Here is a 14,058-nt window from a genome sequence, read left to right as displayed (position 1 = left end):
GGGCTTTGCCATGGAGCAGGGCGGGGAGGGCGGAATGGACATCATCCCTCCGGGATGGCAGGAGAAAGCCATTCTTGTCTTGCCGCCGGAGGCAAAGCCCTGTAAGAGCCATGACGGCGGCGGGGGCACGGCCCCATGCCGGGGCGAGAAAGGAGGATGCCATGCCCGATGCACTTGATATCTTTGTTTTTGTCTGCTGGTTCGCCGGTGGTTTCGTCTCCGGTGTCAGCGGCATCGGCGGCACCATGTTCGCCTTTCCCTTCCTGGCGCTGGCCATCCCCATGCACGCGCTCATCCCTCTGAGCTGCCTGGTCTGCTTTTTCAAGGATGCCTGCATGATCGCCATGCATGTGCGCTTCTGCCGCTTCGATGCCATGCCCTGGCTGCTGCTGGGCGCGGTGCCCGGCTCCTTTGCGGGCGTCTATCTGCTGCAGATCTGTTCCGGCGCCGTCCTGCAGGGCATCGTGGGCATCCTGCTGCTGTTCTTCGTGTACTGGCAGCTCTATGTGCATGGGGGGCGCGGCGGCGGGGCCCGCTTGCAGCCGGTGGGCGTGGCCTGCGGCTTCGGCGCCGGTCTGCTGGGCACGGGCATCGCCCTGGACGGGCCGCCCATGGCCGCCTTTGGCCTGGCCGTGGGCTGGGAGCCGCGTGTCTTTCTGGGCACGGTGAGCGTCTTCTTCATGCTGCGCGGCATCATCACTCTGGTGCTGCAGTGGTGGCACGGCTTTTTCACGCCCGAGGTGCTGGGCATGGCCATGTACGGGACGCCCGGCGTGATGCTGGGCAGCCTGGCGGCCTTCCCTGTGGTCAAGCGCATCAACGTGCTTTTGTTCCGCCGTGTCCTGCTGGCCATCATCGCCATCTGCGGCGTGGTCTGCCTGGTGCGCTCCATCTGGTAGGTGGCGGACAGCGGGGAAGGACAGGCCGGGGGATCGGGCAGGCTGCGACGGATGTTTTCCGGCCCCTTCAAAAAAAATTTTGCAGATTCCAAAATTTTTGCTTGACCTCCGGCAGCATTTCCCATACATAGAACGAGTTCGATGCGTCCCCATCGTCTAGCCGGCCCAGGACAACGGCCTTTCACGCCGTCGACAGGGGTTCAAATCCCCTTGGGGACGCCAACAAGAAATCAAGCGTAGCAACGTGCTTTTCTGAGCATGTTTCTACGCTTTTTTTCTTTTTTCAGCCCTTCTTCCTTTTCAAAAGCCCTTTTCAGCGCTGGTGATCCAGCCTGGAAGGGGCTTTTTGTCTTTTCCGCACCCCCCACTTTGCACGAGCACGAACAGGGATTGTCTTACCCGAAAGTCCACGGAGAGGGAATGCCCGCCCGTGGTCGAGCAAGCCCTGCTTGTAAACGCTTACATAAATTTCCCGCCGGAAATGGCGGCAATGAAAACTCCCCCGGAGACGGTTCCTGGGGATCAGAAAAAGAAAGGCGAAACGCTGGCGTTTTTACGACCAGCGTCACCGGGGGATAGGTGCCCACGGTCTGACGAGCCAGCCCGCTCAAACAACAAACAACTCAATCGCTGGAGCGAACCTGAGAAAACTGTAGGCCAAAAGAAAAAAGCTCCTGTGCTGGAACACAGGAGCTATCTGCGGGAGTGATCCGCAAATTTGTTGGATTAACTCTAGCCGAAAGGCTTAGCGGCGTCAAGCTCCGCAGCTCTGTTTTACGCTTTTTCCAAGGCCTGTCTGGAGTGATCGGACATGGAAAATACGTTTGCACCACGCGGCTGCATTCGCGGCCCGATTTTACCTCGTTTTGTTTTGACTATGGATATGTCTCCGGGCGCAAAAACCATCTACGCAATCCTGTGTGACATTGCTGCTGACAAAGACCATTGCTGGCCGTCTCACGCGCGGCTTGCCGAACTCCTGCATTGCAGCGTCTCCAGCGTCAAAAACTGGCTGCGGGAACTTGTCACGCACAAGCTCATTGCGATCCGCCGGAATGCGGCCCGGACTTCCACATATTATATGCTCAAGCCTTCTATGCTTCAGGCTTCTGGTGCTGCCTTCATCGGCAAGGCCCAAGAGGCAAACTTTACCTCTTGCCAGACAAAGTTTGCCTACAGAAAGAACTTTAAGAAAGACTCCATATTACCCCCCACTCCCCCCACGCAGGCGGCTGGTTCCTCCTCCTTGGCTCTAACCTTTCCACGTCCACGCCCCTGCCGGGGCGATGGGGGGGATTTTTCTCTTGCCGATTCTTCATTCGAGCAGTTCTGTCAGCGCTATCCACGCAAAGAAGCCAAGGAGCTTGCGCGTGCCGTCTGGCATCGTCTTTGGCGGCGTGGCTCATTGCCCGGCCTTGATGTCCTGTTTCAATCGCTGATCCGTTTCCGAAAAAGCCTGAGCTGGCAGCGCGAACATGGGCGGTTTATCCCGCTACTGGTGAATTGGCTGCGCGGCCAGCGTTGGCTGGATGACCTTCAGTCCGGGGGGCAAGCGTCTCTACCTGCTGCACCGGATTCAGAGCGGGACAGACGTATCAAGCAGCAGACGGATGCGTTGGAAAAACGCTGGCAACGTACCGAGCCTGAACTGGAGGCAATGCGGCCCGTATTTGAGTCGTTTCTGTCTCGTTTCGACGATGGTCAACAAAAACGCGGTCCCGCTTGGGGTCTATGGACTCTGCTCTGGCGGAAGGGAAAAGCCCCTTCGGCTGCGGATGTACCGGCGGTCAATACTGGAGTCTTGGAGTTCCTGCATTCTGTGCGGTACGGATTTTCATTTTGAGGCGAACGATGGAAAGCAAGAGATTGCGATTAACCCCCGGTATGGCGCGGGTCGAGTTCCTGGCGGTCAAAGACGAGGTGGAAAACCTGCTGGCCAGAGGCTACCTGCTGAAACCGGCTTATGCGCAGCTGACGAAAGAAAAACGGATCAGCATGACCTACGACACGTTCCGTCGATACGCCCGAAAATATTTCCCCGGCGGGAAAAATGAACAAACAGGGAAGCTGAAGAGAACTGACACTCGGTCAAAACACCCTCTGGGGGCGGAGCTTCCCCCGTCCCCGGCTGCACCGGCAAAAAGCCCACGCACGACTTCCGACGGCCCCCGCATGATCGTGCCACAAAACAAATCCTTTCAGGACAGCTCCGTTCCAGACGTGGCCGATCTCCTGCAAGTGAGTAAGGAGGAAGAATAATGGCGACTATCCACTTGATCCTGCAAGGCAAGGGCGGTGTCGGCAAATCCATGATTGCGGTCATGCTTTACCAGGCGCTGCGCCATGCCGAGAAAGAAGTCATTGCGTTTGATACTGATCCAGTTAACGCCACTCTGGCGTCTTTCCCGGAATTTGATGTGACCAAACTGGATGTGATGAAGGACGGGAATATCGAGCCGCGTAAGTTTGATGAACTTCTGGAAGCTCTTTCGCAGGCTCCCGACAACGCCCATGTCATCGTAGACAATGGAGCATCGTCATTCATCGCTCTGGCATCCTATCTGTCCGATAACGACTTCATTGATCTGCTTGAAGATCAAGGGCACCGGGTTTTCCTCCATACTATCGTGACCGGTGGCCAGGCTATGGGAGACACGCTCCAGGGTCTGGCCCGGATGGCCATTAACTTCCCCCGATCTCCTTTGGTTGTCTGGTTGAATCCTTACTTCGGGGACATCGCCATTGATGGGGCCGGATTTGAGCACTTTAAAATCTACAAAGAGTATGCCCATCAGTTCCATGCCCTGATTTCGTTGCCCCAAGGCAACAAAGCCCTGATTGGCAAAGACCTGGAAGAGCTGTTTGCCCGACGCCAAAGTTTTGAGGCTGGCATCAATGGCAGCTCTACTCATATCGCTGTCAAAGCCCGCCTACGCCGTTACTGGAATCAAATCCTCGCCTGTATTGAACAGGCTGGAATCATGTAGGTAATGGCATGAAAAGCTCAAAAACAAGAAAGTGTAGTCTTGAGTTTTTGGAAGACAAAGAAAATCCTTGTCAAATAGTTTGCAAAATAAACTTTGTTCCCAGTCTTGGAGCATTGAATAATACTTGTCCAGCAGTCGCAATACTTGGAATGCAGCTACTAAAAATAGCCAGCCTGATGCTTACTAATGAAGATTTCTCCCAACAGCAGGAAGCGCTGATTCGTCGATTCAATGAAAGCAAGGCAGGCTCGTCGGAGGATTGCAATGAGTGATGATTTTCCCGGCGATGAAGACAAGTCCCCCATGCCTGAAGAACGATTCCCTGACGGCTTCGGTATGTCTGTGGAAGACGTGCGTGCGCTTCTGGCAAAAAAACATGACGTATCTGTTCCGCAGGATGACCCCATACTGATGCAGGTAACGATTCTTCAAGTTTTCCTCGAAGCTCAGGCGAGGCTCCAAAAAAAGCATGAAACAGCCCTGGCCGCCTTCATGGGACAACAGACGACAGCCTACGTCAAAGATATGGAGAAAAGCCTGACGAGCCTCACAGAGACTCTGTCAGGCCTCACGATGGAGGGCATACGCAAGGCCGTGGCGGATTTTGTCGCCAATTTGGCCACGCACCGGTCAGCCATGTATTTGTGTACGGCCATCATAGCCCTTTCCGCCTTGCTCAATGTCGCCGTCTTTATCCTGGGGATGGTGCGTCATGGATGAGCGTCTGCTGGAAAGCCTTGAATACAACTGCGGGCCACTGATTATGGATGCCCTGCGGGATGATAGTGTCATTGAAATCATGCTCAATCCTGATGGCGCTCTTTGGATCGAGCGGTACGGCCAGGATCAGGAGTGTGTCGGCACGCTCTCCCTGCCCCAAGGCAAACTGATCCTGTCCCTTGTGGCCAGTGCCTTGAACCAAACAGTGGATGCCCGCCATCCGGTGATTGAAGGCAGCTTTCCACTGGATGGCTCTCGTTTTGAGGGGACATTTCCGCCCATTGTAGGGCCAGGTGCATCCTTCTCCCTGCGCAAGAAAGCATCGCGAGTCATACAGCTCTCCGAATATCTCAACCAGGGTGTCATCGGCCCGGAAGTCCCGGACATTATCCGCACGGCCATCCTGGAGCGAAAAAACATCGTCGTTGTCGGGGGCACCTCCAGCGGCAAGACGACTTTCGTGAATGCCATCATCCACGAGCTGGATCAGCTCTGTCCCCATGATCGTCTTCTGATCCTGGAAGATACGGCAGAGCTTCAGTCCAAAGCTCCTAACTCTGTGTTTTTTCTGACGTCTGAACTGGCAGGCATCGGTATGCGGCAGCTTACCAAAGTCTGTATGCGCTACGCCCCCCGGCGAATTTTGGTTGGAGAAGTCCGGGACAGTGCTGCCTTGGAGCTGCTGAAGCTCTGGAATACTGGTCATCCCGGCGGCATCGGCACGTTCCACGCGGACAGTGCTGAAGAAGCCCTTGAGCGCCTGGAAGAGCTGGTGGAAGAAGCTGGCGTCGGCTCCAAGCAAAAGCTCATAGGCCGTGCGGTTGATCTTGTCATCTTCATGGAGAAGACAAGACAAAATACACGTAGAGTTTCTTCCATAATCAGCGTGGATCATTTTGATTCAAAAGAAAACCGTTATGAAACTCAAATCATATATACGTCGATATAAAAATAATCTCTTTACATTGCTTGCAGTTTTTATAGTACTGCTGTGCTACGCAAATCCTGAAGCGGTTATTAAAATAATATCACATCCCATATTCAAATATATAACATATTTTGTATTTTGTATTGTGGGGATATTCTTTATCTTTATAGACAGAAAACATTAAGAAAAACAAGTTTCAATGAGGAGAATAAAATGCTCAGAAAGAAATATTCCTTGTTCTTTATCGCCTTGGCGGCCGTAGTCGTGGCTTTCCCTGAAATGGCTCTGGCCAGTGGCGGGATCACAGAATTTTCCAGCCCTCTCGAAAAGGTTGTCAATACTATCACAGGACCCGCCGGTAAATACATCAGCATCGTGGCGATGGCGATCTGCGGCCTCATCTTCATCATGAATAAAGATGATATTTCAGGCGGTTTCAAGCTGTTGTTGTCGGTTGTCTTCGGCATCTCGTTCATCGCGTTTGCTGGTAGCATGGTAAATTCGATCTTCAGCTTTTCCGGGGCTGTTTTGTAATGGAGCAACGTCACATTCCTGTCCATCAATCTCTGCACAGACACAATCTTGTACTAGGGGCGGAACGCGAATTGGCGATGACGAGCGCATTGATCGCCTTGCTGGTTGGAGTGGGAGGAATGACGGCTATTTCTGGGCTGGCAGCGCTGCTGTTCTGGATCTCCTCAATCTTTATCTTACGCCGTATGGCCAGGATTGATCCTTTGATGAGTAAGGTTTGGATGCGCCACATCAAGCAACAGATTCTTTACCAGTCAAAGTCAAGCCGCTGGCGAAGTCAAAAAGCCTTCGGCAACAAGTGATTGCTATGAAAAAATATATCCTTTTGCTCCTTTGCCTTGCGATTGCATCAGGCTCAGGCTGCCTTCATCAGCGCAGTGCGTCAGGCTCTTTTGATGGGCTGAGTAACGATTACGGCAATGACGCCCGCATCCTTGCGGAACAAGCGGCTGAGGAATTGAGCCGTCGTCATGCTCCCGCTCACACTGCAATCGCGCTGCATCGTGCCCCTGGGACGTTTGGGGAGACGTTGGAACAGCGACTTCGGGAGGATGGTTTTGCCTTGAACCCATCTGGTCTTGAGGTGAGCTACAGTCTTGATGTGATGGACGGCAATGGAACGCCTGCTCTGGGATATGCCCAGATTCGCTGTTCCGATGGTGAGCTGTTCAGCATGACTCGCGAAGTCGTGAAAGGGCTGGATGCGCCTGTTGAAGACAAACAACCCGTTTCTTCACGCCCTTTGCCTGGCTACCCGTCGGCGGACACACAAGCTCTTCCCTCCAAGGAACCTGCCGTGAAAACGCCAGACCCGACGCCGGTTGCGGCTCAGGCCCCGCAAGTAAAAACCTATCCGGTGAGAAAGACCGGGACTGCGGCAGCCATAGCTCGGCGGAACCGCGTACCGGTGAAGGATTTCTGCCGATGGAACTGCGTTGGAGCCAATGCGACCTTGATGAAGGGCTATCAGGTCTATTTGTCTGAGCCTCCAGCGGGAACAATTCCGGTAGCTGCCCCTGTACCTGTGCCTGAGCATACTGAACCGGTATCCGCACCAACACCTGTACCGGCTCCAGCGGTACTGCCTACGAAAACCCAGACCTCTCCTTCCCTGACCCTGGAAAAAACACAGCCGGGTAAGCCTGTCCCCTATACACCAATTTCCGCGACACCTCCCGTTCCAGGGAGCAATCCCCCTGCTCCGGAGAAGCCCGCGGAAGTTCCCGCAGCGACTCCCGCGGTCGTCATGCCCGCAGTGAGCACGACGCTGGAGACACCTGTAGAGGTGCCCGTATGGGAAATTCATAAACGGGAAATGCTCCGTTCGACAATGGAAGGCTGGGCTGCTGTTGCCGGGTACAGCCTGATCTGGAATGCCCAGCATGACTATGAAATGCGGAGCGACGCGACATTCAGGGGTGAGTTCCTGGATGCCGTCAAGCACTTCTTTGCCGCTCTTCAGGCCAACGGCCTGGCTCTGCGCGTAACGATCTACCAAGGAAACAAGGTGATGGAAGTATCTGAGCATTAAAGCTGTAAAGATATAACTATTTTTTTATGTAAAAAAATAAACATTGGAAAAAATACCATGAAAACAAGCCGCATCATTTGCAGCATCATGCTTCTGCTCCTCGGCGTGGCTCTGGTTGGTTGTTCTCATAAGAACGCTCCTGACCAGGAACTGATCGAGGGTAAGGGGAAGGATTTCACGACACTCTCACGGTCGAAAGCCGTTGATGTCGTCGCGGAACCTTACGTTGGGGTTAAGGCCGTGCCCATTCGTGCTGATGAGGCCTCACAGGCGGAACTGAATACCAGGGTCATGCTGCGCAAGCGCGGCACATTGAGTGATATTGCTGCAACTATAACCGATTTGACCGCGTTGACTGTCCAGGTCGGCGCTGATCCCGCTCCCATCAGTAAGGGGGGAAAGCCCGCAAAAGCTGGCACGCCTCCCGCCCTTGAATTGCCTGACTTGCTTGATCCCGGAGCCAGCGGCGGTTCGCGTTTACTCAATGTATCCTATGAGGGGCCGCTGCGTGGCCTTCTGGATCATGTGGCAGTCGCTAGTGGGTACGGGTGGGATTTCGACTCCAAGACAAAAACTGTTGTATTCTCACGCCTTGTCGTGCGGACATTTACGATTCTGGGCGCTCCAGGCAAGCGGGAATACAAAGATCAGATTACCAACAAATCCAGGGAAACGTCGCGCTCCAGCATCGGGGGCAGCAATATCAACCAGACGGTAGCGACTTCCGACACGTCGAGCCAGACGGCACAGTCCAACACGACGAATTACAAGTTCGACATTTGGGCGGATACCGAAAAGGCTGTCAAAGAGCTGTTGTCTTCCGAAGGGAGTGTCGTCGGCAATCAGGCTGCTGGAACCATCACTGTCCGGGACTATGCGGATAACGTCCGGCAGGTGGAGAAGTACATCGCGGACATAAACAAACGCTTGTCCCGCCAGGTCGCGTTGACCGTGCATGTCTGGGCTCTGGAAGTCACGGACACCAATGAGGCCGGTATCGACATGCAGGTACTGTTCGCCAACGACGATGTTTCCGTGGTCGCAGGCAGTCTGGCCTCTCTCGGCAGTAGCTCGTCCGCCTCGGCTACCATCGTCAACGGCAAGCTGAAGAACTCCACCGGCGTTCTGCGTGCTTTGAAGGCATGGGGCAATGCCACACAGGTTACGTCCGGGGGCGGTCTTGTTCTCTCCAACCAGCCTGTTCCGATCCAGGCCATCAAACGCATTGCCTATCTGGCAGGGTCATCTTCATCGCAATCGGACTATGGTCAGACGACGGAAATCACTCCAGGGGAAGTGACGACGGGCTTTGCCATGACTGTGATCCCTCACATTCTGGATCGGCGGCGGGTACTCCTCCAGTACAGCATCAACCTCTCCAACCTGGACGAGTTGACCGAATTTACTACCAGTGATTTGACCGTCCAGCTTCCCAAAACAAGCACGCGGGCGTTCAGCCAGAGAAGCACTATGCAACTTGGGCAGACTCTTGTGCTGGCCGGATTCCAAGATCAGGCCCAACAGCTTTCCAAGTCTCTGGGGTTATTAAATTTCGGTGGCTCCGGGGAGTACGCCAAGACATTACTGGTTATCACGATTGAAGTCGAAGCCGCCGGTGGCGGGACAGAGGATTAGGCTATGGAGCTTATCACCCTCAAAAAAACGACGTGGGTGCTTGGCTTGCGCTGGATGGCTCCTGTCCGGCAGCGATTGGGGCACATGGGGCATAAGGCGCTGTCCGAACTCCAGGATGAGGAGTTTAACGCTGCGGCAAGGCGCACGACAACGCAGGGCATACAGTATGGCCTTGGAACTGTAGAGACGTGGTCTAACTATTCCTCGGCAACGGCCTTGTGCTCTTGTCTGCGCTGTCCAGACTCTTTTCTGGGGATATTCAAGCTGTGTGCCCCTGATCCTGCTTTGGGCCCTGCCAAAGAGTTTTGGTGGCTTCATCTTCGGATAGATGGCGTGGTCAGCGAGTATGGGGATCAGGTCTTCTTCAGCTCCGAAGAAGCAGCGTCGTTCGCCTCACTGTTGGAAAAATTCTCTGGCCTTCCAGTCGAACACTACGAGTCGATTCGCGAAAGTGAACTCTGGCTTGAAGAACATATCCAGTTCTCTACTTTGGACAAGCTCATAGCCAAAGGTCATCTGTCAAATTTGCGCAGCATGGCCTCCCGAAGCACGATCCTGCGTTTGACGATCCTGGGGATACTGCTGGCTATCATGCTGGGAACCTTCTTTATCTATGACCATTTTACGGAAAAGGCTGCCCTGGAATCTGCGGTGCTGCGCAAGCAGGAACACGCCGCACGCATGGAAGACATGCAACGTCATCCTGAACGATTTTTCCCTATGGAGTGGCAACAACAGCCCTTAGCCTCTGATGCTGCCGCAGCGTGTCTACCTGGCCTGCTGGCTCTCCCCCTGGCGTCGAATGGCTGGGAGTTGAAGTCTGCCTCATGCATTGGACAAAAGATCAACATTGAATGGCAATACGCTGAAGGAGCGACGTTTACGACGCTACCAAGCGGGGCGATGCTGGACGGTAAAGACATGCTTACAGCCCGGTCGTCTATCCCTGTAACGCTGCGTAGTTCCGCTCGCCTTATGGACGGGCCAGGAACAGATCACCATGCGTTGGTGGATCGCAAGCAAGCAACTGCGTTGCTTTCGGACGTGACACAGGCATCTGGGGCACGACTGTCCTTGCCTCAGTTCAAAGCGCAGAAAACACGCAATATCGACAAAAAAACGAAAATCATAGCACCGTGGCACGAAGGTACATGGGAGATCTCCGAACTACCCGATATTTTGATGGATTACAGGGCTGGAGAGAAAGTAGGGCTGTTTGAATTTCTGACCGCAATCCCAGGATTGTGTGTTGAATCCATAAAGTTTGATGGAAAATGGGCAGTCAAGGGGAAAATTTATGCAAGACATTAAAAAGAAACGCCTTCTTGTTTGGGGAGGCCTTGGCTTGGCCTCAATAATCGTGCTGGGAGCTGTGGCATGGCAGATATTGTCCTCGTCTCCTGCACCGGTAATTCCATCCAAGACAACCCCGAAGCAGATTCCGCAGGCACAGGTAAAGCCTCCTAAGCTGCCGACGCAGACTCCAAAGGGAGAAACCGGCTTGGCCCCCATCGCCCAAGACTTGAACTCGCCCAGCACGCTGGGGGAACTGACGCGCAAACGTGGCCATGAGCAGCTGCTGAAGCAGGAAGTGCGCATCCGTGAGCTGGAAAAGCGTCTGCAAGACCTTAGCCAGCCCTCCAAGCAGGAGTTGGTATTGCCCAGCCTGACACCTCCACCTGCGGCCCCCAAAAGTTCATCAACGCCCGATTCTGCGGCTTCGGCTCCATCCAGACGTCTTGCTGTTGTTTCTGTCCAGGGCATTGAGGGGAGGCTGTCTGCGACACTGCGAATGGCGGATGGACACACGGTCACGATCAATAATGGATCGCTGTTTAATGGCGGACGGCTGCATGTGACGCGCAAAGGAGTGACCATTCACAAATCGGGGAAGTCTTCAACGATACCGTTTGAATAGAGGATAGGGAAAGTGCATACCCGCATAACGCAGCTTATCAGCGATCTTCCCGATCAAATCCGTGCTCGTATCGCCCTGATGGATGACTCATTGATTGTGTCTGATGAGATTCAGGGGAATATGGCATTCATAAATTTTGCATCAAATTTGGCAGTTATGGGCATAAAAGCATTTTCTTTTGTCCCGCCTAGCCGTTTTGATGCTGAATTTTCTCGCTATGCCTCCCGTAGTGGCATAGGTGACAACGAAGTCCAGCAGTTGGCGATTGACTTGATTGCACGTGGCTTCAAGGCTGGCGCAACGGATATACATATAGCGGATATGGGAACGCATGTACGCACACGCTTTCGTGTGCTTGGCCTGTTGCGTGATGATATGGAGTTCGATGCCGAAACAGGACGACATATGATCCGAACAATTTATGAGCATCTTGGTGCTGCACAGGATGCTCCTGCTTTTGATCCCATATCTCGGCTTGATGGTCGTATCATCAATCGGGACTACCTGCCGCAAGGCCTGTACTCTGTTCGTATCCATTCCGAACCTATTGAATGCGATGGGGCACCTGACGGCAAGGGAACGTTTATGCCGCTACGCCTGTTGCATGACACGTCGGGTGCTTCCGGCAGTCTGGAAGAGAGATTGGCCAAGCTGGGATATACGAACGAGACGATAGAGGTTGTTGACCAGGCGGGAACCAAACGACTTGCCCAAGCCCAGACCAGGCTTTTTCGGACGCTTGCGGCCAGAACTGGTATCGTCTTTATCTCCGGGCCTACCGGCTCCGGTAAATCGACGGCGCTGGCACACTGCATGGAAGCGTTGATCGAAGAACGTCCGGGGGACAACTTTCTGTCCATCGAAGACCCCCCAGAGAAGCCGATCCGGGGGATGTACCAAATCCCCGTCAACTCCAAAGAGGGAGATGAGCGAGGCGACGCCTATACCAATGCAATCGCGGGCACCAACCGAGATGATACTGACACCGTGATGATCGGTGAAATCCGCTATGCCGAAGCCGCGCTGGCCACCATTGAGGTCGCATTGTCCGGTAATGCGGTCTGGGCCACCATCCACGCCGCCGACGCTCTGGGCATCATCCAGCGTCTGGATGTTCAACTCCGTTCCCGTGTCGCTGATCCCCTTAACATCGTCTGTGACCCCATCGTGTTGTCTGGCCTGGTGTTTCAGCGGCTTGTCCCCAAGCTCTGCCCGTACTGCAAGATACGTCTGAAGGATCACCCGGATGCCATTGCTCCCGATCTGCTGGGCAGGTTGCGGAACTCCATGCCGGACGACTGTCTCGATGAAGTCTGCATCCGGGGAAGCGGCTGCAAACACTGCATGGAATCCGGCCATCCGGGGCTGCATAGGCAAACGGTTGTAGCGGAAGTGATTGCGGTAGATCGCCAGCTTCTAGCTCTGTTGCGCCAGCGGCAGCATGAGGAGGCAAAAAAGTATTGGCTCTCCGATCTGGGAGGCATGACCTACTTGGAGCATGCTCGCCACCTCATCATGTCGGGTGACCTTGATCCTGCCATTACTGAAGAAATGCTGGCCATGCCCATAAATGCCGACGTGGAATCCGGCAAAAGAGGCCAACATGCCTGATTTGATTGCACGTCTGGCATTTAACACAAGGGTGAGGTCTCGCATCTGGAAACAGCTAGCCAAACTCCTTCAGAACCGGATGCATCTGCATGAGGCGCTTCGCCTGCTCAAGTTCCAGGCAGAAGAGCGGAAGTCCCCTCTGGTCAAAGTCTATGCACATATCCTGCACAAGCTGGGACGCGGGCGCACCTTGGGCGCGGCACTGGATGGACTGGCCAGCCGCGAAGAAACACTGCTCATTAGCTCGGCTCAAGACAGCAGTCGCTTGGCGGGAGGTCTGCTGCTGGCCAGCAAAGTCTTGGATGCGAAAAGCAGTATCAGAAAGAGCCTGATCGGCGCATTGGCCTATCCGCTGATGTTGCTGCTGTTGATCGTCATTATGATGCTTAGAGGATGTCCGGCATGTTTTTTGATTTTAAAAGGTGTGGTAATCTCGTCCCATGAAACAAACAGATTTTCGTGATGTGCCTGATGAGCTGTGGGAACGTATCGAGCCTCTCCTTGCCCCGTTCAAACGAAAAAGAAGCGGCGGCAGCAAACCGCTTGCGCAGCGCACGGTTCTGGCAGGAATCCTCTACAAATGCCGGACTGGATGCCAATGGGCCATGCTTCCCGCCTGCTATGGATCAAAAAGCACTGTCCACGAGCACTTCCAGCGATGGAACAAAGCTGGCATCATGGCGGAGATTTTTCGCATCCTTCTTGCTGAATATGGGGAAAAGGTCGGCGTCGACGCCCAATGGCAGGCTATGGACGGCACCTTGCTGCAAGCCCCGACGCGCTCTCAAAAAATCAGCGACTGAGGGCCTTGGACGCAACCCGACGGACAGGGGCCGAAGCGGCGGCAAGATACATCTCCATGTGGATGGTCAGGGTATTCCTCTGGGAGTGACAGTCACAGGTGCCAATGTTCATGACAGCCGCCTGATAGAAGCGACGCTGAAGAACTCCCGGGAAATGGGCGGCTGGTTTCTGGGGTCTGCCGTACGCCATCTCTGTCTGGACAAGGGCTATGACTACCCGCGAGTCAGCGAAGAAGTCTACGTAAACGGATTTGAGGAGCATATCCGCAGCCGGGGGGAAGAAGTTCGGGACCGCTGGAGGACTCCTGCCCGCCGTTGGGTAGTAGAGCGGACATTCGCCTGGTTGAAGGGTTTTCGGAGCTTGCGCACTCGCTACTGTTGTTACCTCGTCAATTTTATGGGGCTACTTTACCTTGCTTTGGCCTGTATCCTTTGGAGAAAACTGGTATAGCAAGATGTATGCCGGACATTCTCTTATTGTGGCCGAGCGTG

General features: G+C 54.3%; 17 protein-coding genes, 1 tRNA gene and 1 other RNA gene. All 19 read left to right on the top strand.

Annotated features, from left to right (window positions below; translation table 11 throughout):
* The first annotated feature begins 161 nt into the window (after nucleotides 1-161).
* Nucleotides 162-899, top strand: a complete 738-nt coding sequence (locus Q4I12_RS00700; RefSeq protein ID WP_168936221.1) for a sulfite exporter TauE/SafE family protein — start codon at nucleotides 162-164, stop codon at nucleotides 897-899.
* 145 nt (nucleotides 900-1,044) lie between these two features.
* Nucleotides 1,045-1,121 (top strand) — tRNA-Glu (locus Q4I12_RS00695).
* A 312-nt stretch (nucleotides 1,122-1,433) separates the two neighbouring features.
* Nucleotides 1,434-1,507: hammerhead ribozyme type II (locus Q4I12_RS00690), an RNA gene on the top strand.
* Nucleotides 1,508-1,710: 203 nt separating this feature from the next.
* Nucleotides 1,711-2,742 (top strand): helix-turn-helix domain-containing protein, encoded by a 1,032-nt coding sequence (locus tag Q4I12_RS00685; protein WP_302260029.1) that lies wholly within the window; start codon nucleotides 1,711-1,713, stop codon nucleotides 2,740-2,742.
* An 8-nt stretch (nucleotides 2,743-2,750) separates the two neighbouring features.
* Entirely contained in the window at nucleotides 2,751-3,158 is a 408-nt protein-coding gene (locus Q4I12_RS00680; protein ID WP_302260027.1) for a TraK family protein, read from the top strand.
* Nucleotides 3,158-3,886, top strand: coding sequence for a nucleotide-binding protein (locus tag Q4I12_RS00675; protein WP_168935458.1), 729 nt, complete (start codon nucleotides 3,158-3,160; stop codon nucleotides 3,884-3,886). Before Q4I12_RS00680 ends, Q4I12_RS00675 begins: the two co-directional genes overlap by 1 nt.
* 8 nt (nucleotides 3,887-3,894) lie before the next feature.
* Nucleotides 3,895-4,158: a hypothetical protein gene (locus tag Q4I12_RS00670; protein WP_302260024.1), complete on the top strand. Its 264-nt coding sequence runs from the start codon at nucleotides 3,895-3,897 to the stop codon at nucleotides 4,156-4,158.
* A complete protein-coding gene (locus Q4I12_RS00665) occupies nucleotides 4,151-4,606 on the top strand; it encodes a hypothetical protein (protein WP_302260022.1) in 456 nt (151 codons plus the stop codon). The genes Q4I12_RS00670 and Q4I12_RS00665 overlap by 8 nt, the downstream gene beginning before the upstream one ends.
* A complete protein-coding gene (gene trbB, locus Q4I12_RS00660) occupies nucleotides 4,599-5,555 on the top strand; it encodes a P-type conjugative transfer ATPase TrbB (protein ID WP_302260021.1) in 957 nt (318 codons plus the stop codon). The genes Q4I12_RS00665 and trbB overlap by 8 nt, the downstream gene beginning before the upstream one ends.
* Nucleotides 5,556-5,747: 192 nt before the next feature.
* Nucleotides 5,748-6,068, top strand: a complete 321-nt coding sequence (locus tag Q4I12_RS00655) for a TrbC/VirB2 family type IV secretion system protein (RefSeq protein WP_302260020.1) — start codon at nucleotides 5,748-5,750, stop codon at nucleotides 6,066-6,068.
* Nucleotides 6,068-6,370: a conjugal transfer protein TrbD gene (gene trbD / locus Q4I12_RS00650; protein WP_302260018.1), complete on the top strand. Its 303-nt coding sequence runs from the start codon at nucleotides 6,068-6,070 to the stop codon at nucleotides 6,368-6,370. Before Q4I12_RS00655 ends, trbD begins: the two co-directional genes overlap by 1 nt.
* Nucleotides 6,371-6,375: 5 nt before the next feature.
* The gene (locus Q4I12_RS00645) at nucleotides 6,376-7,599 is read left to right on the top strand and encodes a TcpQ domain-containing protein (protein ID WP_302260017.1); all 1,224 of its coding nucleotides are present in this window, start codon (nucleotides 6,376-6,378) and stop codon (nucleotides 7,597-7,599) included.
* A 57-nt stretch (nucleotides 7,600-7,656) separates the two neighbouring features.
* A complete protein-coding gene (locus tag Q4I12_RS00640; protein WP_302260015.1) occupies nucleotides 7,657-9,234 on the top strand; it encodes a secretin GspD/PilQ domain-containing protein in 1,578 nt (525 codons plus the stop codon).
* Nucleotides 9,235-9,237: 3 nt separating this feature from the next.
* Entirely contained in the window at nucleotides 9,238-10,545 is a 1,308-nt protein-coding gene (pilO2, locus tag Q4I12_RS00635) for a type 4b pilus protein PilO2 (protein WP_302260013.1), read from the top strand.
* A complete protein-coding gene (gene pilP, locus Q4I12_RS00630) occupies nucleotides 10,532-11,152 on the top strand; it encodes a type IV pilus biogenesis protein PilP (protein ID WP_302260011.1) in 621 nt (206 codons plus the stop codon). Before pilO2 ends, pilP begins: the two co-directional genes overlap by 14 nt.
* A 12-nt stretch (nucleotides 11,153-11,164) precedes the next feature.
* Nucleotides 11,165-12,763 carry an ATPase, T2SS/T4P/T4SS family gene (locus Q4I12_RS00625; RefSeq protein ID WP_302260009.1) on the top strand — a complete coding sequence of 533 codons (1,599 nt, stop codon included), beginning with the start codon at nucleotides 11,165-11,167 and terminating at the stop codon, nucleotides 12,761-12,763.
* Nucleotides 12,756-13,226: a type II secretion system F family protein gene (locus Q4I12_RS00620; protein WP_302260008.1), complete on the top strand. Its 471-nt coding sequence runs from the start codon at nucleotides 12,756-12,758 to the stop codon at nucleotides 13,224-13,226. The genes Q4I12_RS00625 and Q4I12_RS00620 overlap by 8 nt, the downstream gene beginning before the upstream one ends.
* Complete coding sequence (locus Q4I12_RS00615; RefSeq protein ID WP_302259935.1) at nucleotides 13,204-13,566, top strand: transposase; 363 nt, start codon at nucleotides 13,204-13,206, stop codon at nucleotides 13,564-13,566. The genes Q4I12_RS00620 and Q4I12_RS00615 overlap by 23 nt, the downstream gene beginning before the upstream one ends.
* A complete protein-coding gene (locus tag Q4I12_RS13910) occupies nucleotides 13,475-14,017 on the top strand; it encodes an IS5 family transposase (RefSeq protein ID WP_367891464.1) in 543 nt (180 codons plus the stop codon). Before Q4I12_RS00615 ends, Q4I12_RS13910 begins: the two co-directional genes overlap by 92 nt.
* Nucleotides 14,018-14,058 lie beyond the last annotated feature (41 nt).

This window comes from Desulfovibrio piger, assembly GCF_951793255.1.
Lineage (GTDB): Bacteria > Desulfobacterota > Desulfovibrionia > Desulfovibrionales > Desulfovibrionaceae > Desulfovibrio.
Note: the sequence above shows the minus strand (reverse complement) of the source record. Positions and strands in the feature narration are given on the sequence as shown.